Annotated in this window: 18 protein-coding genes; 6 read left to right on the forward strand and 12 right to left on the reverse strand. The window is 68.8% G+C overall.

Features of this window, described 5'->3' with window-relative positions; translation table 11 throughout:
* The first annotated feature begins 242 nt into the window (after window positions 1-242).
* Window positions 243-857, forward strand: a complete 615-nt coding sequence (locus tag ACFO27_RS00240) for a glutathione S-transferase N-terminal domain-containing protein (RefSeq protein ID WP_376815474.1) — start codon at window positions 243-245, stop codon at window positions 855-857.
* Between the two features lie 79 nt (window positions 858-936).
* Here the strand turns inward: ACFO27_RS00240 and mnmA are convergent, their stop codons facing one another.
* The 7 genes from mnmA to ACFO27_RS00275 are packed head-to-tail and all read right to left on the reverse strand — an operon-like array spanning window position 937 to window position 8,976.
* Window positions 937-2,055, reverse strand: a complete 1,119-nt coding sequence (gene mnmA / locus ACFO27_RS00245) for a tRNA 2-thiouridine(34) synthase MnmA (RefSeq protein ID WP_376815475.1) — start codon at window positions 2,053-2,055, stop codon at window positions 937-939.
* Complete coding sequence (gene glcF / locus ACFO27_RS00250; protein ID WP_376815476.1) at window positions 2,048-3,277, reverse strand: glycolate oxidase subunit GlcF; 1,230 nt, start codon at window positions 3,275-3,277, stop codon at window positions 2,048-2,050. The genes mnmA and glcF overlap by 8 nt, the downstream gene beginning before the upstream one ends.
* A 9-nt stretch (window positions 3,278-3,286) precedes the next feature.
* The gene (gene glcE, locus ACFO27_RS00255) at window positions 3,287-4,381 is read right to left on the reverse strand and encodes a glycolate oxidase subunit GlcE (RefSeq protein ID WP_376815477.1); all 1,095 of its coding nucleotides are present in this window, start codon (window positions 4,379-4,381) and stop codon (window positions 3,287-3,289) included.
* Window positions 4,382-4,392: 11 nt separating this feature from the next.
* A complete protein-coding gene (locus ACFO27_RS00260; protein ID WP_376815478.1) occupies window positions 4,393-5,889 on the reverse strand; it encodes an FAD-linked oxidase C-terminal domain-containing protein in 1,497 nt (498 codons plus the stop codon).
* A 16-nt stretch (window positions 5,890-5,905) separates the two neighbouring features.
* Window positions 5,906-7,318 (reverse strand): FAD-binding oxidoreductase, encoded by a 1,413-nt coding sequence (locus ACFO27_RS00265; RefSeq protein ID WP_376815479.1) that lies wholly within the window; start codon window positions 7,316-7,318, stop codon window positions 5,906-5,908.
* A 49-nt stretch (window positions 7,319-7,367) separates the two neighbouring features.
* Entirely contained in the window at window positions 7,368-8,459 is a 1,092-nt protein-coding gene (gene aroG / locus ACFO27_RS00270) for a 3-deoxy-7-phosphoheptulonate synthase AroG (RefSeq protein WP_376816367.1), read from the reverse strand.
* A 13-nt stretch (window positions 8,460-8,472) separates the two neighbouring features.
* Entirely contained in the window at window positions 8,473-8,976 is a 504-nt protein-coding gene (locus ACFO27_RS00275) for a hypothetical protein (RefSeq protein ID WP_376815480.1), read from the reverse strand.
* A 14-nt stretch (window positions 8,977-8,990) separates the two neighbouring features.
* On the opposite strand from ACFO27_RS00275, the gene ehuB reads away from it, so the two are divergent.
* Genes ehuB through ehuA form a run of 4 tightly spaced genes read left to right on the forward strand, consistent with a single transcriptional unit; the run spans window position 8,991 to window position 12,071 of the window.
* Window positions 8,991-9,866, forward strand: a complete 876-nt coding sequence (gene ehuB / locus ACFO27_RS00280; RefSeq protein WP_376815481.1) for an ectoine/hydroxyectoine ABC transporter substrate-binding protein EhuB — start codon at window positions 8,991-8,993, stop codon at window positions 9,864-9,866.
* 18 nt (window positions 9,867-9,884) lie between these two features.
* Window positions 9,885-10,556 carry an ectoine/hydroxyectoine ABC transporter permease subunit EhuC gene (ehuC, locus tag ACFO27_RS00285; protein ID WP_376815482.1) on the forward strand — a complete coding sequence of 224 codons (672 nt, stop codon included), beginning with the start codon at window positions 9,885-9,887 and terminating at the stop codon, window positions 10,554-10,556.
* On the forward strand, window positions 10,557-11,249 hold the full coding sequence (gene ehuD / locus ACFO27_RS00290; RefSeq protein WP_376815483.1) for an ectoine/hydroxyectoine ABC transporter permease subunit EhuD: 693 nt from the start codon (window positions 10,557-10,559) through the stop codon (window positions 11,247-11,249).
* A 6-nt stretch (window positions 11,250-11,255) separates the two neighbouring features.
* The gene (gene ehuA, locus ACFO27_RS00295) at window positions 11,256-12,071 is read left to right on the forward strand and encodes an ectoine/hydroxyectoine ABC transporter ATP-binding protein EhuA (protein WP_376815484.1); all 816 of its coding nucleotides are present in this window, start codon (window positions 11,256-11,258) and stop codon (window positions 12,069-12,071) included.
* Between the two features lie 15 nt (window positions 12,072-12,086).
* Here the strand turns inward: ehuA and thpD are convergent, their stop codons facing one another.
* The 5 genes from thpD to ACFO27_RS00320 all read right to left on the reverse strand — a co-directional run bounded on the left by thpD (window position 12,087) and on the right by ACFO27_RS00320 (window position 15,847).
* Complete coding sequence (thpD, locus tag ACFO27_RS00300) at window positions 12,087-12,989, reverse strand: ectoine hydroxylase (RefSeq protein ID WP_376815485.1); 903 nt, start codon at window positions 12,987-12,989, stop codon at window positions 12,087-12,089.
* A gap of 65 nt (window positions 12,990-13,054) precedes the next feature.
* A complete protein-coding gene (locus tag ACFO27_RS00305; protein ID WP_323026375.1) occupies window positions 13,055-13,453 on the reverse strand; it encodes an ectoine synthase in 399 nt (132 codons plus the stop codon).
* Complete coding sequence (ectB, locus tag ACFO27_RS00310) at window positions 13,450-14,757, reverse strand: diaminobutyrate--2-oxoglutarate transaminase (protein ID WP_376815486.1); 1,308 nt, start codon at window positions 14,755-14,757, stop codon at window positions 13,450-13,452. Before ectB ends, ACFO27_RS00305 begins: the two co-directional genes overlap by 4 nt.
* A 20-nt stretch (window positions 14,758-14,777) precedes the next feature.
* A complete protein-coding gene (gene ectA / locus ACFO27_RS00315; RefSeq protein WP_376815487.1) occupies window positions 14,778-15,314 on the reverse strand; it encodes a diaminobutyrate acetyltransferase in 537 nt (178 codons plus the stop codon).
* Window positions 15,311-15,847, reverse strand: a complete 537-nt coding sequence (locus ACFO27_RS00320) for a MarR family winged helix-turn-helix transcriptional regulator (RefSeq protein ID WP_376815488.1) — start codon at window positions 15,845-15,847, stop codon at window positions 15,311-15,313. The genes ectA and ACFO27_RS00320 overlap by 4 nt, the downstream gene beginning before the upstream one ends.
* Before the next feature lie 313 nt (window positions 15,848-16,160).
* Between ACFO27_RS00320 and ACFO27_RS00325 the strand changes: the two genes are divergently transcribed.
* Window positions 16,161-18,158, forward strand: a complete 1,998-nt coding sequence (locus ACFO27_RS00325) for a ligand-gated channel protein (protein ID WP_376815489.1) — start codon at window positions 16,161-16,163, stop codon at window positions 18,156-18,158.
* Window positions 18,159-18,176 lie beyond the last annotated feature (18 nt).

Consider the following 18,176-nt stretch of genomic DNA (forward strand, 5'->3'; position numbering starts at 1 on the left):
GCCGGAGCGCGCGGGACAGTGGAACGAACGGCGACCAGGGGAGGCCCCGGATCCGGGGGACCGGCGAGGCGCGCCCCAAGGCAGGATTCTAGCACCCGCCCCGCCCGCGCTTCCGGGCGGGGCGGATATACCACACCACGCCGGCGGCGCTTCGTAAAAAAAGGTCAAAACACCCCGGGCATCCCGGGGTCCGGGGACCCGTCCTGCTATACTTTTCGAGCCCTGGACTCTCTCGCCTCCCCATGAAATTGATCGGTTCCCTGACCAGCCCCTACGTCCGCAAGGTCCGTATCGTGCTGGCCGAGAAAAAGCTCGACTACGAGCTGGTCCTCGACGACCCCTGGGGGCCCGCGACCCACGTCACGGCGCACAATCCCCTGGGCAAGGTGCCCTGTCTGATCATGGACGAGAACGGCGCGCTGTTCGACTCGCGCGTCATCGTGGAATACCTGGACACGCTCTCGCCGGTGGGCCGGCTGATCCCGCCGCCCGGACGCGAGCGCGTGGAAGCCAAGCGCTGGGAAGCCGTGGCCGACGGCATCATGGACGCCGCCGCGGCCGCCTTCATGGAAACCCACCGCCGGCCCGAGCCCCAGCGCAACCCCGACTGGGTCGCCCGCCAGCACAGGAAGATCCGCGCCGGGCTGGACTACATGGAACAGCTCCTGGGCGAACAGTCCTACTGCATGGGCGTGAACCTGTGCCTGGCCGACATCGCCGTGGGCGCCGCCCTGGGCTACCTGGACCTGCGCTTCCCGGACATGGACTGGCGCGCCAGCCACCCCCACCTGGCCCGCCTGACGGAAAAGCTCGACGCGCGGCCGTCGTTCGCCACGACCAGGCCGCCCGCCGCGTAGATCCCGCGCGCCCAAGACGGCAAATCCCCGCGCGGACCGCGAGCCCGCGCGGGGATTTTCATTTCCGCCCGCGCAAACCCTAGACGATGATCCCGCCGCCCAGGCAGACGTCGCCGTCGTACAGCACCGCCGACTGGCCCGGGGTCACGGCCCACTGGGGCTGGTCGAAGCGCAGCGCGAAATCCGCCGCGCCCTCCCCCGCTTCCAGGGCGCAGGCGGCGTCGGCCTGCCGGTAACGGGTCTTGGCGGCGTAAGCGCCGGGGACCGGCGGTTCGCCCGCCACCCAGCTGGCGTCCTGGGCGTACAGCCGCTCGCTGAGCAGCCAGGGGTGGTCATGACCCTGGACGACGTACAGGACGTTGTTCGCCAGGTCCTTGCGGGCCGCGTACCAGGCGTCGGCCGTGCCGTCCTCGCGCTGGGCGCCGCGTACCCCGCCGATGCCCAGGCCCTTGCGCTGGCCCAGGGTATGGAAGGCCAAGCCCTGGTGGCGGCCGATCTCCCGCCCCTCGGGGGTCAGCATCGGCCCCGGCTTCACAGGCAGGTAGCGGTTCAGGAATTCCCGGAACGGCCGCTCGCCGATGAAGCAGATGCCTGTGGAGTCCTTCTTGGCGGCGTTGGGCAGGCCGATCTCGCGCGCGATGCGGCGGACCTCGGTCTTGGGCAGCTCGCCCAGGGGAAACAGGGTGCGCGCCAGCTGGTCCTGGTTCAGGCGGTGCAGGAAATAGCTCTGGTCCTTGGTGCCGTCCAAGGCCTTCAGCAGTTGGCTGCGCGGGCCCGCGGGCGTGTCGATGCGCCGCACCCGGGCGTAGTGGCCGGTGGCGATGTAGTCGGCGCCCAGCCCCATGGCGTGGTCCAGGAAGGCCTTGAACTTGATTTCGGCGTTGCACAGCACGTCCGGATTGGGCGTGCGGCCGGCGGAATATTCCCGCAGGAATTCCGCGAACACCCGGTCCTTGTACTCGGCGGCGAAATTGACCGCCTCGATGTCCACGCCCACCACGTCGGCCACGCTGGCGGCGTCCAGCCAATCCTGGCGCGACGAGCAGTATTCGCTGTCGTCGTCGTCCTCCCAGTTCTTCATGAACAGGCCGACCACCTCGTAGCCCTGCTGCTTGAGCAGCCAGGCCGACACCGAGGAATCGACCCCGCCCGACATGCCGATGACGACCCGGGCGCCGCGCGCGGGCCGGTCAGCCATGGAGGGCCTCGTCCACGGTTTCGATCCAGTGGCGCACCGGCGTGCCGGTGCCGCCCTGGAGATGGCAGATGCAGCCGATGTTCGAGGACACGATGGTCCCGGGCAGCGTCGCCTCGATCGCCCGCAGCTTGCGGTCGCGCAGGGACTTCGACAGCGCCGGCTGGGTGATCGAATAGGTGCCCGCCGAGCCGCAGCACAGGTGCGATTCGCCGAAGGCCTGGAGATCGAAGCCCAGGTCGGCCAGCAGCCGCTCGGTGACGGCGCGCAGGCCCTGCCAGTGCTGCAGCGTGCAGGGCGGATGGAAGGCGCTGCGGCCGGGCGCGCGGCGCATCTTCGCCCGGACCTCGGCCGCCATCGGCGCGAGGAACTCGGCGATGTCCTTGACGTAGGGCATCAGGCGCGCGGCGCGTTCGGCGTAGGCCGGGTCGTGCTTCAGGTGATGGGCATAGTCCTTGATCATGCCGCCGCAGCCCGAGGCGTTGACGATCACGGCCTCGACCTCGCCGGATTCCAGCAGCGGCAGCCAGGCGTCCACGTTGGCACGCATCTGGTCGCGGCCGGCCTCCTGGGCGTCCAGGTGGAAATTGATGGCGCCGCAACAGCCCGACCCGGCGGCGATGCGCGTGCCCACGCCGACCGCGTCCAGCACGCGCAGCGTGGCGGCGTCGATGGAGGGCATCATGGCGGGCTGGACGCAGTTGGCCAGCATCAGCACCTGGCGCGCATGGCGGCCGGGCTCCGCCGGCAGCGGCCCGGCCGGGCGGGCTTCCGCGATCTTGGAGCGCAGCACCGCCGGCAGCGCGGGCCGCACCCAGCGTCCCATCCGGTACAGGGGACCGAACCAGGGCGAGCCCATCAGGCGGCGCAGGGCGCCCCGCATCAGGCGTTCGCGCAATGGACGGCGCACGCGCTCGCTGACGATCTGGCGGCCGATGTCCACCAGGGCGCCGTACTGGACGCCCGACGGACAGGTGGTCTCGCAATTGCGGCAGGTCAGGCAGCGGTCCAGGTGCTGCTGGGTGACGAAGGTGGGCTCGGCGCCCTCCAGGACCTGCTTGATCTGGTAGATGCGCCCGCGCGGGCTGTCGAGTTCGTCGCCCAGGATCTGGTAGGTCGGACAGGTCGCCAGGCAAAAACCGCAATGCACGCAGCGGCGCAGGATTTCATCGGCGTCCCGGCCGAAATCGGTGTCGCGCGCCCAGTCCGCGAGTTGTGTCTGCATGGTGGATCCTCAGAGTTCCGGGTACAGCCGATGGGCGTTGAAGATTCCGGCGGGATCGAATTCCCGCTTCAGCCGCCGGTGGATCTGCAGCACGCCGTCGGCCAGGGGGTGGAAGGTCGGCACGCCGGCGGGCGCGCCTTCGCGGCGGTACAGGCAGGCGGAACCGCCCAGCGACTGGACCCGGTCGCGCAGCGCCGCCGCGTCGTGCGGCCCGGCCAGCCAGCGCAGGCAGCCCCCCCATTCGTGCAGCACGGGCGCGAGGCCCAGCGCGGGCGCGCCGGCGGGCAGGACGATGCGCCACAAGGGCCGCTGGCGGAAAAACGCGTGCGTCTGGTCGCGCAGGCCCAGCCAGAAGGCGTCGGCGGCCTCGCCGGACAGGCGTTCCCCGCCGATCTCCTCCAGGCCCTGGCGCACGGCCGATTCATTGCCCGACAGGCGCACCGAGAGTTTCCCTCCGGCACCCGAGGCGTCGGCCACCCAGGCCGTCGCCGACACCGGCAGCGGCCGCGACCGCCAGCGCAGGCACAGGCCCAGGGCGGAGGCTTCGTCCAGCGCCAGGACGCAGGTGGCCTCGCTGCGCGGCCGGGGCGCGACCTTGAGCGAGACTTCGACCAGCGCCCCCAGGACGCCCAGGGAACCCGCCAGCAGGCGCGAGACGTCGTAGCCGGCGACGTTCTTCATGACCTCGCCGCCGAAACGCAGCACGTTGCCGTCGGCGCTCAGCAGGCGCGTGCCGAGCACGAAATCCGCCAGCGAACCGGCCGCCATGCGGCGCGGGCCGGACAGGCCCGAGGCCACGCAGCCCCCCAGGGTGCCGGCGGCGCCGAAGCGCGGCGGCTCGAAGGCCAGCATCTGGTTCCGCGACGCCAGCAGCGCCTCGATTTCCGCCAGCGGCGTGCCGGCCCGGGCCGTCAGCACCAGTTCGGACGGCTCGTAGCTCACCACGCCGTGATAGGCCGACAGGTCCAGCCAGGACACGGCGCCCTCCGGCGGCAGCGGGCCGCCATAGAACAGCCGCGTGCCCCCGCCCCGGATCAGGAGCGGGCGCTGGGCCGCGCGAGCGGTCACGACCTGCTCGCAGAGTTCGGACAATACGAATTCCATGGCGGAGAATCCTAGAACCGGGGGATGTCGGGGAAGCGGATGTCGCCCTGGTGGACGTGCATCTTGCCGTATTCCGCGCAGCGCACCAGCGTGGGAATGAGCTTGAGCGGATTGAGCAGCCCGTAGGGATCGAAGGCGCGCTTGACCGCCGAGAAGACGTCCAGCTCGTCGCGCGTGAACTGCGAGCACATCTGATTGATCTTCTCCAGGCCCACGCCGTGCTCGCCGGTGATGGTGCCGCCCACCTGGACGCACAGTTCCAGGATGGCGGCGCCGAAGGCCTCGGCGCGTTCGACTTCGTCGGGCTGGTTGGCGTCGAACAGGATCAGGGGGTGCAGGTTGCCGTCCCCGGCGTGGAACACGTTCGAGCAGCGCAGGCCGAACCGGGTTTCCATCCCGGCGATGGCCGCCAGGACCTTGCCCAGGTGGCGGCGCGGGATGGTGCCGTCCATGCAATAGTAGTCGGGCGAGATGCGCCCGGCGGCGGGAAAGGCGTTCTTGCGCCCGGCCCAGAACTTCAGGCGTTCCTCTTCGGACGAGGACGTCTGCAGCCGGGTGGCGCCGGCTTCGCGCAGCAGGGCCTCGACGCGGGCGATTTCCTCGGCGACCTCGTCGGGCGTGCCGTCGGATTCGCACAGCAGGATGGCCTCGGCGTCCAGGTCGTAGCCGGCCTTCACGAAGGGCTCGACCATGTGCACCGAACGCTTGTCCATCAGTTCCAGCCCGGCGGGGATGATGCCGCCCGCGATGATGCGCGTGACGCCCTCGCCCGCCTGCTCGACGCCGGGGAAGCTGGCCATGACCACCCGCGCCAGTTGCGGGCGCGGGATCAGCCGCACCGTGACCTCGGTGACCAGGCCGAGCATGCCCTCGGAGCCGATGAAGGCCTGCAGCAGGTTCAGGCCCGGGGCGTCCGGCGCCTCGCCGCCGAGCTCGATGATGTCCCCTTCGATCGTGACCACGCGCACGCGCAGCACGTTGTGCACCGTCAGGCCGTATTTCAGGCAATGCACGCCCCCGGAGTTTTCCGCCACGTTGCCGCCGATGGAACAGGCGATCTGGCTGGACGGATCCGGCGCATAGTACAGGCCGTGGGGCGCGGCCGCCTCGGAGATCGCCAGGTTGCGCACGCCGGGGCCGACCACGGCCACGCAGGTCTCCGGATCCAGGCGCAGGATGCGGTTGAGCTTGGCCAGACCGACGACCACCCCCTGGGGATGCGGCGTGGCGCCGCCCGACAGCCCGGTGCCCGTGCCGCGCGGCACCACCGGCACATTGTGTTCGTGGCAGGCCTTGAGGATGGCGACGACCTGGGCCTCGTTTTCAGGCAGCACCACGACGGGAGGCTGCTCGCGGTACAAGGCCAGCCCGTCGCATTCGTAGACGCGGGTCTGGTCGGGCCGGGTGAGGATGCAATGCGCCGGCACGTCGCGCGCGATGCGGGCGAGGAAGCCGGGGAAATCGGGCACGGTGGCGTGCCGTTCGTCCGTGGAGCTTGCGATGTCCATGGGATTCCTTCAGCGCCTAGGCGGCCGGCGGCAGGATCTTGCCGGGATTGAGCACGTTGCGCGGATCCAGCGCGGCCCTCAGGGCCGCCATTACGTCCAGCGCGTCCTGGCCGTGCTCGGCCCGCATGAAGGCCTGCTTGTGCAGGCCGACCCCGTGCTCGCCGGTACAGGTGCCCTGCATGGCGATGGCGCGCGCCACCAGGCGCTGGTTCAGCCGTTCGGATTCGGCCCATTCGTCCGGATTGTCCGGGTCGAGCAGCATCAGCACGTGGAAGTTGCCGTCGCCCACGTGGCCCACGATGGTGTAGGGAAAGCTCGCCTGGTCCAGCTCGCGCGCGGTTTCCCCCACGCACTCGGCCAACCGGGAGATCGGCACGCACACGTCGGTCGTGCTGGAACGGCAGCCGGGACGAAGTTGCAGGCCGGCGAAATAGGCGTTGTGCCGCGCCGTCCACAGGCGGCTGCGGTCCTCGGGGCGGTCGGCCCATTCGAAGTCCTGGCCGCCGTGCTCGCGGGCGATGGCCTGCACCGATTCGGCCTGCTCGCGCACCGAGGCCGGGCTGCCGTGGAATTCGAACAGCAGCAGCGGCGATTCGCGCAGGTCCAGGTGGCTGTAGCGGTTGGTCGCCCGCACGGCATGGGCGTCCATGAACTCGATCCGGGCCACCGGCACGCCCGTCTGGATGACCTCGATCACGCTGTGGACGGCGGCGTCCAGGTCCGGGAAATTGCAGATCGCCGCGGACACGGCCTCCGGCTGGGGATACAGGCGCACGGTGACTTCGACGATGATCCCCAGGGTGCCCTCGCTGCCCACGAACAGGCGGGTCAGGTCGTAGCCCGCCGAGGACTTGCGTGCCCGGCTGGCGGTCTCGATCACCCGCCCGTCGGCCGTGACGACCTTCAGCGACATGACGTTCTCGCGCATGGTGCCGTAGCGCACGGCGTTGGTGCCGGAGGCGCGGGTGGCCGCCATGCCGCCCAGGCTGGCGTCGGCCCCCGGGTCGATGGGGAAGAACAGGCCGGTTTCCCGCAGGGATTCGTTGAGCTGCTTGCGGGTCACGCCGGCCTGGACCGTGGCCGTGAAGTCCTCGGCGTGCACGGCCACGATCCGGTTCATCCCCGACAGGTCCAGGCAGACCCCGCCCTGGACCGCCAGCAGGTGGCCCTCCAGGGACGAACCCGCGCCATAGGGAATCAGGGCGATGCCGTGGTCGTGGCAGTGGCGCGCCACCCAGGCGACCTCGTCCACGTCCCGGGCGAAGACCACCGCGTCGGGCGGCATGGCCGGATATGGGGACTCGTCGCTGCCATGGTGCTCGCGCACCGCCCGCGCCGTGGAGCAGCGCTCGCCGAAACGCGACTGGAGCGCCGCCAGGAACCCATCCGGCAAGGGCCGGGACCGCTGGGCGATGTGCAAGGTATCCATGTCCGATCCTGTCTTCTCGAAAACCGGTGGGTCCGCCGGACGGGGCGCCTCAGGCGGCGCTGCCGACGGATTCGGCCGCCGCGCGGACCACCTGGCGGCGCGTGCGCACGGCCGCGGCCAGGCGATCGAGCACGGCCACCGTCGTGTCCCAGTCCACGCAGCCGTCCGTGATGCTCTGACCATACACCAGGGGCTTGCCCGGCACCAGATCCTGGCGCCCGCCCACCAGGTGGCTTTCCACCATGACGCCGAACAGGCGCGTGTCGCCGGCCTCGACCTGGGTGCAGATGTCCTCGATCACCAGGGGCTGGCGCGCGTAGTCCTTGCTGCTGTTGGCATGGCTGGCGTCCACCATGACGCGCGGGCGCATGCCGGCCTTTTCCAGGGCCTGGGCCGCGGCCTGGACGTGCTCGGCCTGGTAGTTGGGCGCCTTGCCACCGCGCAGGATCACGTGGCAGTCCTCGTTGCCGCGCGTGGACACGATGGCGGAATGCCCGCCCTTGGTGACCGACAGGAAGTAGTGCGGCTGCGACGAGGCCTTGAGCGCGTCGATGGCGATGCGGGTGTTGCCGTCGGTGCCGTTCTTGAAACCCACCGGGCAGGACAGCCCCGAGGCCAGCTCGCGGTGCACCTGGCTTTCGGTGGTGCGCGCCCCGATGGCTCCCCAGGACACCAGGTCGGCGATGTACTGCGGCGTGATCATGTCCAGGAACTCGGTGCCGGCCGGCAGGCCCAGCGCGTTGATGTCGATCAGCAGTTCGCGCGCGGTGCGCAGGCCCTGGTTGATGTCGAAGCTGCCGTCCAGGCCCGGGTCGTTGATCAGGCCCTTCCAGCCCACCGTGGTGCGGGGCTTCTCGAAGTACACCCGCATGACGATTTCCAGGTCGGCGCCCAGGCGCTCGCGCTGCGGCGCCAGGCGGCGGGCGTATTCCATGGCCGCCTGGGTGTCGTGGATGGAACACGGGCCGACCACGACGACCAGGCGGTCGTCCGCGCCGTACAGGACATTGTGGATGGCGTGCCGCGCATCGTGGACCGTGCGGGAGATGTCCGCCGTGCAGGGAAATTCGCGCATCACATGAGCGGGCGGAGCCAGCTCGCGGATTTCTCGGATGCGGGTATCGTCGGTATTGTGTGACACGGTCATGCTCCATTCATGGGCCGGATGCGGGGGCGGCAACAAAAAAGCCGCCTGGCAGCGCCGGCGGCTTTTTCGGGAATGTGTGGTCTACCTTTTTGTACAGCGATTCCCTTCCTCCACCAGCGGCTTTGGAAACGTAAAAAAGTAGAAAAAATAAGGAATCGAGTGCATTGGTGAATCCTAGCACAGTCCCCGCCCCCGGGGCAAGAAAGTTGCTCCGGCGAAGCCCGCCGGACATCCCGCGCCCGAAGGATTTCCTACGCTCCCCCAGCCTTTTCCATGCGATCCGGACGTTCCGCATGAATTGATGGGTGAATCCTAGCATGGCCCCCACCCTCGACGGCAAGAAAATTGCTCCGGTGCCGCCAGAAGGATTTTCCGCCCTCGTGACCACCTTCCGGTTCCCACGGCCCTCTCCGATGCGCCCCTCCTGATTCCATTGAAATATTTCTTGTGAATTGATTAGCACACAAATCATTCTATAATGCATCATTCCACCAGACATCATTTCATCCATACAAGGAGGCCTCCATGAGATCCGCATCGAAGCAATCCTCGCCGAAAACCTGGCTGCTCGCCGCGGCCGCCGCTTGCGTCCTGGGCCCGGGCGCCGCCGCGCAGGCCGCCGACCTGGCCGCCATCCGCGAAAGCGGCACGCTGCGGGTGGCCATCGCCAATGAGATTCCCTACGGCTACATGGACCTGAACGGAGAAGCCAAGGGCGCCGGGCCGGACGTGGCCAAGCACATCGCCAAGGCCCTGGGCATCGGCAAGATCGAATGGACCACCACGGCGTTCGGCTCCCTGATCCCGGGCCTGCAGGCCGACCGCTACGACATGGTGGCCGCCGAGATGGCCATCCTGCCGCAGCGCTGCGAGCAGGTGCTCTATTCCGAGCCGAACAGCTCCTACGGCGAGGGCCTGCTGGTCGCCAAGGGCAATCCGAAGAACCTCCACGGCTACGAAAGCTTCGCCACCTCCAACGGCAAGATCGCCGTCATGGCCGGCGCCGACCAGCTGGAAATCCTCCAGGCCCTGAAAGTCCCCGCCAGCCGGATCGTCACCATCGCCAACAACGCCGACGCGATCTCCACGGTCACCACCGGGCGCGCGGACGGCTACGCCGCCACCAGCCTGACCGTCAGCCAGCTGGCCGCCAAGAGCAAGGGCAAGGCCGAGGCCGCCCGCGGCTTCAAGGACCCGGTGGTCGACGGCCAGCCCGTGCGCAGCTGGGGCGGCTTCGCCTTCTCCAAGGACTCGAAGAACCTGCGCGACGCCGTGAACCAGGAACTGGCGAAATTCAAGAAGACCGAAGACTGGAAGAAGATCATGAGCGGCTACGGCTTTTCCGCCGAGGACGCCTCGCAGTCCTTCGAGCGCACCACGGCGCAGCTCTGCGCCGGGTAAGACCGGTCCGCGCCCGGCATGGACTGGCTGTCCTACCTGAACCCCCTGTTGCAGGGCGCCTGGGTCACGATCCGGCTGGCCCTGTATTCCACCCTGCTGGGGGCGGTGTTCTCCTTCCTGTTCGGCATCGGCCGGCTGTCCGGTTCCGCCCCCTGCCGCTGGGCCTCGATCGCCCTGATCGAGATCTTCCGCGGGACCTCGCTGCTGGTGCAGCTGTTCTGGCTGTTCTTCGCCCTGCCGGTGCTGGGGCAGGCCCTGGGCGTCGACCTGCGCCTGCCGCCGGTGGTGGCGGGCACGCTGGCCCTGAGCCTGAACATCGGCGCCTACGGGGCCGAAGTCGTGCGCGGCGCCATCCAGGCCGTGCCGCGCAGCCAGCACGAGGCGGCCAAGGCGCTGGATTTCACGCCGCGCCAGATCCTGTGGCGCATCGCCATCCCGCAGGCCGTCCCGGAAATGATGCCCAGCTTCTGCAACCTGGCGGTGCAGAACCTGAAGGACACGGCCCTGGTGTCGCTGATCGGCCTGGGCGACCTGGCCTTCCAGGCCGAGCGCGTGCGCAACTTCACCCAGGACAGCATCGGCGTCTACACCCTGCTGCTGCTCATGTATTTCGGCATGGCGCTGGTGCTGGCCGGCCTGATGCGCCTCCTGGAAACCCGCGTCGGGCGCTGGCGCCCCAAGGGGATCTGAATGCTGTTCGGCATCGAATGGAACACCGCCAACGACTGGGTCTTCGCCTGGTCGATCCTGCCCATCCTGCTGCGCGGCCTGGTCGTCACGATCGAGGCCACCTTGCTGGGCTTCGCGGTCGGCGCCGCATTGGGCCTGGTCCTGGCGGCCCTGAAGAGCGTGCGCTTCCGGCTGATCTCATGGCCGGCGCGCGTGTTCACGGAATTCCTGCGCGACACCCCGCTGCTGGTGCAGCTGTTCTTCCTGTACTACGTGCTGCCGGAATACGGGCTGGTGCTGCCCGCCTTCCTGACCGGCGCGCTGGCGCTGGGGGTGCAGTACAGCGCCTACATGTCCGAGGTCTACCGCGCCGGCCTGGAATCGATCACCCGGGGCCAGACCGAGGCCGCGCGCGCGCTGGACATCTCGCCCCTGCGCACCTTCGCGGTCGTCATCCTGCCCCAGGCGATCCCCCGCATCATCCCGGCCCTGGGCAACTACCTGGTGTCCATCATGAAGGACGTGCCGGTGCTGTCCGTGGTGTCCATCCTGGAAATGCTCAACGTCGCGCGCATCATCGGCGACCGCAGCTTCAACTACATGGTGCCGCTGACCCTGGTGGGCGTGCTCTACCTGATCCTGACCCTGGTCGCCTCCGCCGGCGTGCGCCTGCTGGACGAACGCCTGCCCAAGCGCGGCATCCCCTTACGCTGAACCAATATGAACGACGCCTCGAACCCATCCGATCCGGCCTCTCCCATCATCGTCATGGACCAGGTCGTCAAGCGCTTCGGCGATGCCATCGTGCTCGATCACCTGGACTTCCAGGTGGCCAAGGGCGAGAAGGTCACTATCATCGGCCCCTCAGGCTCGGGCAAGTCCACGGTGCTGCGCATCCTGATGACGCTGGAGACCATCGACGCGGGCATGATCCACGTGGCCGGCAAGCCCCTGTGGCACGAATACCGCGACGGCCGCCCCGTGCCCGCGGGGGAAGCCCACCTGCGCGCCATGCGCAAGGAAATGGGCATGGTGTTCCAGCAGTTCAATCTGTTCCCCCACATGACGGTGCGGCGCAACGTCACCGAATCGCCCGTCCACGTGCTGGGCCTGTCGAAGGAGGAAGCGGAACGGCGCGCCCACGAATACCTGGACCTTGTCGGCATGACCGAGCATGCCGACAAGTTTCCCGGCCAGTTGTCCGGCGGCCAGCAGCAGCGCGTGGCCATCGCCCGCGCGCTGGCGATGCGCCCGAACATCATGCTGTTCGACGAACCGACCTCGGCCCTGGACCCGGAGCTGGTCGGCGAGGTGCTGACCGTCATCCGCCGCCTGTCCGAGGAGCACGACCTGACCATGCTGCTGGTCACGCACGAAATGGAATTCGCCCGCCAGATCTCGGACCGGGTGTGCTTCTTCGACCGGGGCGTGATCGTGGAACAGGCGCCGCCCGAGGACATGTTCACCGCACCCCGGGAGGAACGCACCCGGGAATTCCTGAAGACCTTCATCGAGACCCGGCAGACCGGCGGCTGAGCGGCCGGTCCGGAGCTAGGCGGCCACCCGCAGCGGCGTCAGCGGCTCGGCCGAACGCCGCGCCGCGATGTGCTCGGGCCGTGGCTTCATGCCGTGGAACGGCGCCGCCAGGCGGTTCTCCACGCTGTTGTAGACCATGAAGACATTGCTGCGCGGCCAGGGCGACAGATTGCCGGCCGAGCCATGCAGCGTATTGCAGTCGAAGAACACCACCGAGCCGGCGGGTGCGATCGCCGCCTCCAGCCCGCCCCGCTCCGCCAGCAAGCGCAGGCTGACCGGATCGGGCACTCCGACTTCCTGGCGGCGCAGCGAGGTGCGGTAGTGATCCTCCGGCGTCTCGCCGACGCAGGCCACGAACTGCCGGTGCGAGCCCGGGATCAGCATCAGCGGCCCATTGAAGGCCGTGTTGTCCGTCAGCAGCACCGAGCAGCTCAGCGCCCGCATCGCCGGCATGCCGTCCTCGACGTGCCAGGTCTCGAAATCGGAATGCCAGTAGAACTCCTTGCCGTCGAGCGCGGGCTTCATGTTCACCCGCGACTGGTGGATGTAGACCTCGGACCCCAGGATCTGGCGCGCCACGTCCAGCAGCCGGGGATCGCGCGGCAGGTCGGCCAGCCGCCGCCCCAGTTCGTGCACGCGGAAGATCGAGCGCAGCGCCGTGCCGCCCGGCTCGCGGATCACCTCCTCGCCCTCGCGCACCGCCGGATCGCGCTCCAGCGCCTGGGCCTCCTCGCGCAGGGCCTGGATCTCCCCGGCGTCGAACACCCCGGGCAGGACCAGGAAACCGTCCCGCTCGTAGGCCCGCAGCCGCGCCTCGTCCAGCGCGTCGGCGTAACGGCCCTCGTCATACACCACGGGATCGCCGCGCGCGATCAGCGCCGCGTCCCGCCCCGTCCGCGATACGTAGAAATCCTTCATCTTTCATGTCCTCCTGTCGGATGCGGGCGCCCGCGCCCCGCCCGGGACGGGGCGCGCGGCCGGCCTCAGGCCCCGGACGCCTCGGCGGCCGGATAGACGCCGGAGGCGTCGTGGACCTCCCGGCCCGTCAGCGGCGGATTGAATACGCAGATCACCCGCAGCGGCCGCTCGCCGCCGCGCAGCCAGTGCTCGTCGTGCCGGTCCAGTGCATAGACCACCCCGGGGCCCAGGGCGTATTTCCGGCCGTCGGCGATGGTCTCGACCTCGCCGTCGCCCTCGATGCACCAGACGGCCTCCAGATGATTGCGATAATGGATGTGCGTCTCGGTTCCGGGAAAGATCACGGTCTCGTGGAACGAGAACCCCATGCCGTCGGCCGACAGCAGCACCCGGCGGCTGGTCCAGTTGTCCGTGACGATTTCCTGGTCCGTCCCGATGACGTCCCTGACATTGCGCACGATCATCGCCCGCCTCCCGCGACCTTCAGCGTCCGGGGCCGGCGGCCCTCGCCGGCCAGGACCTCGCCCACGCTGCGCTCGATGATCTCCAGCCCCTGCTGCAGCAGCTCGCGCGGGATGGTCAGGGCAGGCAACACCTTCAGCACCTCGTCGTGCGCGCCCGAAGTCTCGATCACCACGCCCTGCTCGAAGGCCCGGCGCGCGATCCGGCCGGCCAGCCCCTCGCCCACCGGCGCGACCAGGCCCTGGATCAGCCCGCGCCCGCGCACGCCCAGGCCCGCGTCCCGGCAGCTGTGCGCCAGGTTCTCCAGCCAGTCGCGCACCAGGCGCTCCTTGGCCGCGACCTCCGCGCTCAGCGCCTCGTCGGCCCAGTAGGTCTCCAGCGCCTGGGCCGCCGTGACGAACGCCAGGTTGTTGCCGCGGAAAGTGCCGCTGTGCGCGCCCGGCTCCCAGATGTCCAGTTCCCGGCGCAGCAGCACCAGCGCCATGGGCAGGCCGAAGCCCGACAGGGACTTCGACAGCGTGACGATGTCCGGCGAAATCCCCGCCGCTTCGAAACTGAAAAAGCCGCCGGTGCGCCCGCAGCCGACCTGGATGTCGTCCACGATCAGCAGCATGTCGTGGCGCCGGCACAGGCGTTCCAGCTCGCGCAGCCAGCGCTGCGAGGCCACGTTCACCCCGCCCTCGCCCTGGACCGTCTCGACGATCACCGCCGCCGGCTGGTCCAGTCCGCTGCTGGGGTCGTCCAGCATGCGCTCCAGGTAGGCCATGGTGTTCACGTCCGGGCCGAAATAGCCGTCGTAGGGCATGAAGCTGATGTTGCCCAGCGCCACGCCGGCGGCCTTGCGGAACTTCCGGTTGGCCGTGGCCGCCAGCGAGCCGCCGGACACGCCGTGGAAGCCGTGGGTGAAGGAAATCACGTTCTGGCGGCCCTTGACCTGGCGCGCGATCTTCAGCGCCGCCTCGACCGCGTTGGTGCCCGTGGGGCCGGTGAACTGCAGCACGTAATCCAGGCCGCGCGGCTCGAGCACCAGCCGGCCCAGCGTCTGCATGAAATATTTCTTGGCGCTGGTGGCCATGTCCAGGCCGTGCGTCACGCCGTCGGACTCCAGGTACGCCATCATGCGCTCGCGCAGGACCGGGTTGTTGTGGCCGTAGTTCAGGGTGCCCGCGCCGCTGAAGAAATCGATGTAGCGGCGGCCGTCCTCGTCAAACAGCTCCGAGCCGCGCGCCTTGCTGAAAATGACTGGAAACGACCGGACGTAGCCTCTGACTTCAGACTCCATCCGGTCGAAAATTTTCAAGTCCATGGGTTCCTCCTTCTCATCGTTCATGGGGTCCGGCCCGGTTCGGGGACCGGCGGGGTGAAGGGGCCGATGCGCAGCAGCGGTTCGGCCTCGTGCGCGTCCGCGCCGAACAGCGCGGCGTCGAACAGGGCCGTCTCGTCCAGCGGGGCGTCCAGGCGGGCGGCCAGCCTGGAAAACAGCCTGCGCGAGGCCCGGTTTCCGGGCCCCACGGTGGTCTCGACCCAGCGTGCCGGGCTCGGCGCCCGGCGCGACAGCAGGCCCAGCAGCATGTCCAGGCCCAGCCCCCGGCCGCGCGCCCGGGGGTCCACCGCCACCTGCCAGACGAACAGCGTGTCGTCCCGGCCCGGAGGGCGGTAGCCCGACACCATGCCCAGCAGGCCGTCCTCATCCTCGGCCAGGATGCAGGTGTCGGGGAAATGCTCCGCCAGGAGCAGATAGAGATAGACGGAATTCAGGTCCAGCGGCGGGCAGCGCGCCACCAGGTCCCGCAGGGCCGGCCCGTCCGCGCGGGCCGGCGGACGCAGCCGCGCCGTGCCGTCCGGTGGCGGCCCCGCGTTCAAACCACCAGTCCGGATTCGGGCGCGACGCTGCCCACGGGGACGTCCAGCATGGGGGACTGGGGGTCGGCCGCCGGGGCCAGCCCCGTGCCGGATTCGATCAGGCCCACCACGCGCTCCAGCGACAGCGTGATCGTGGCCTGCTCCAGTTCCGGCAGCGCCTGCAGCGCCTCGGCCAGCTTCTGCTGCAAGGGCGAGGGCGTGTCCCGCGCCAGGTCGCGCCCCGCCTCGGTCGCGCTGACGAACACGATGCGGCGGTCCGCGCGGCCGCGCTCGCGCACGATCAGGCCCTTGTCCTCCAGCCGGTCGAGGATGCCGACGACCGTGCTGGCGCTGACGTGGACCTCGCGGCTGATGGCCGTGGCCGTCATCGGCCCTTTCTCGATCACGGTCCGCAGGCAGACCAGCTGGGGGCCGGTGATGTGGCTGCAGGCCGACAGCTGCCGGGAATGCAGGGCCACGGCCCGGGTGATGCGGCGCAAGGCCCGCAGGATCCGCAAGTCGTAGGCCTGCTGGGCATCCGTCTGGGTATTCATGGCGATGGAAAGTCCTCAAAAATTGATTTCTGTTGAAATCATAAGCCCATGAATCATGTGGGTCAATAGTCATCGGCACCCATTCATGGCGTTCCGGACAGACAGCGCGGAAAACCGCCGGACCCGCGCCTGGCGCCGGCACCGACATCACGGGGCGATGAAGACAAGATCATTTCCAATCATTTTTTTATTATGTTTGCGATAAAGAATCATTCTCGTTAAGATTCCGGTCGTTCATGTTCCTGAATGCAGCCTGAACAATTCCTGACTGAATCCTGACTTTCAACCAACCCGGCCACGCGCCCCCATCACAATGCCTCCCATCCTCCGCCCCGCTCCGCTCGCCCTCGCCTTGCTGCCCGCCCTGCTGCCGGCGGCCGCCCACGCGCAATCCGACGTGAAACAGCTCGACAAGGTCGTCGTCACCGCCACCGGCTACGAACAGGCCGTCGAGGACGCGCCCGCCTCCATCAGCGTCCTGCCACGCGAAGAGCTCGAGAAACGGTCCTACCGGGACATCACCGACGCCCTGAAGGACGTGCCCGGCGTGGTCGTCACGGGCGGCGCGAGCTCCAGCGACATCAGCATCCGGGGCATGTCCTCGGCCTATACCCTGATCCTGGTCGACGGCAAGCGCCAGAACTCCCGTGAAACCCGCCCCAACAGCGACAACGCCGGCATCGAACAGGGCTGGCTGCCGCCGCTGCAGGCGATCGAACGCATCGAGGTCATCCGGGGCCCGATGTCCTCGCTCTACGGCTCCGAGGCCATGGGCGGGGTCATCAACATCATCACGCGCAAGGTCCACAAGGAATGGACCGGTTCCCTGCGCACGGAAGGCACGTTCCAGGAAGACCGCGATTCCGGCGACATCCACCAGGGGAGCGTCTATCTGGCGGGCCCGATCCAGGAGGACCGCCTGGGGCTGCAGATCTACGGCCAGCAGGTCCGCCGCCAGGAGGACGAGATCCTCAACGGGTTCAATCGGCAGGAAACCCGCGCCGGCACCCTGAAGCTGACGCTGACGCCCAACGCCGACCACGACCTGGTCGCGGAATTCAGCCGTACCCTGCAGACGCGCGCCTCCACGCCCGGCAAGACGGTCGCCCGCGAGAACTGCGCGAAGGGCAAATGCACGCCCAACGCATTCTCCGAATCCAAGTACGCGCGTGATCTCTATTCCCTGCGGCACGCCGGCCGCTGGGGCTGGGCCACCTCGAACACCTACATCCAGCGGGACGAGACCGCCAACCCCGGCCGCGACATGTTCCTGAAGAACACCGAATTCAACACCCAATGGACCCTGCCCCTCGCCAGCCACACGCTGACCGGCGGCTTCCAGTTCCTGCGCGAGGAATTGCGGGACAGCGGCAACCAGTACAAATCCAGCGTGAACCGCCTCGAACGGGACCAGTGGTCCGTCTTCGCTGAGGACGAGTGGTCGCTGACGGACCGTTTCGCCCTGACGGGCGGCGTGCGCATGACCCACGACGAGCACTACGGCAGCCACTGGACTCCGCGCCTGTACGGCGTCTGGCACGCGACCGACACGCTCAGCGTCAAGGGCGGCGTGTCCACCGGCTTCAAGGCGCCCGGCCTGCGCCAGGCCGTGGCCGACTGGGGCCAGATCACCGGTGGCGGCGGCGTCCCCGCGATCATCATGGGCAACCCCGACCTCAAGCCGGAGAAAAGCCTCAGCCAGGAGCTCGGGGTGGTCTGGGACAACCGCAGCGACCTGAGCGCGAGCCTCACCCTGTTCAACACCGACTTCAAGGACAAGATCTCCGAAGTCCGCACCTGCACGGACCCCGGCAACCAGCCGAACTGCCACGTCCAGCCGGGAGACCAGGGCTACAAGTTCATCAGCGAGCGCATCAACGTGGACAAGGCCGTGATGCGCGGGGTGGAAGCCACCGCGACCTGGTCCGTCACCGAACGCCTGCGCCTGGCCGCGAACTACACCTATACCCACTCGAAGCAGAAGAGCGGGCCGTTCGAAGGCCAGCCGCTGAACAAGATGCCGCGCCACATGGCCAACGCGACCCTCGATTGGGATGCGACGGAGCGGACCGGCCTGTGGTCCCGGGTCAACTTCCGCGGCCGCACGTCGGAATACCTGAGCCGCACCAGCATGGCCGACGGCACCCCGTCCCACACGTTCGTCGACGTCGGCCTGAACTACCGCCTGAACAAGCACACGAGCCTCGGGGTCGGGATCTACAACGTCCTCGACAAGCGCATCGACTACGAAGACTTCGACACGGTGCTGGACGGCCGCCGCTACTGGGCGCAGATGACTGTCGGGTTCTGACCGAGGCACCCTCGGACC

Origin of the sequence: Castellaniella denitrificans (assembly GCF_042653765.1) — a bacterium.
GTDB lineage: Bacteria > Pseudomonadota > Gammaproteobacteria > Burkholderiales > Burkholderiaceae_B > Castellaniella > Castellaniella denitrificans.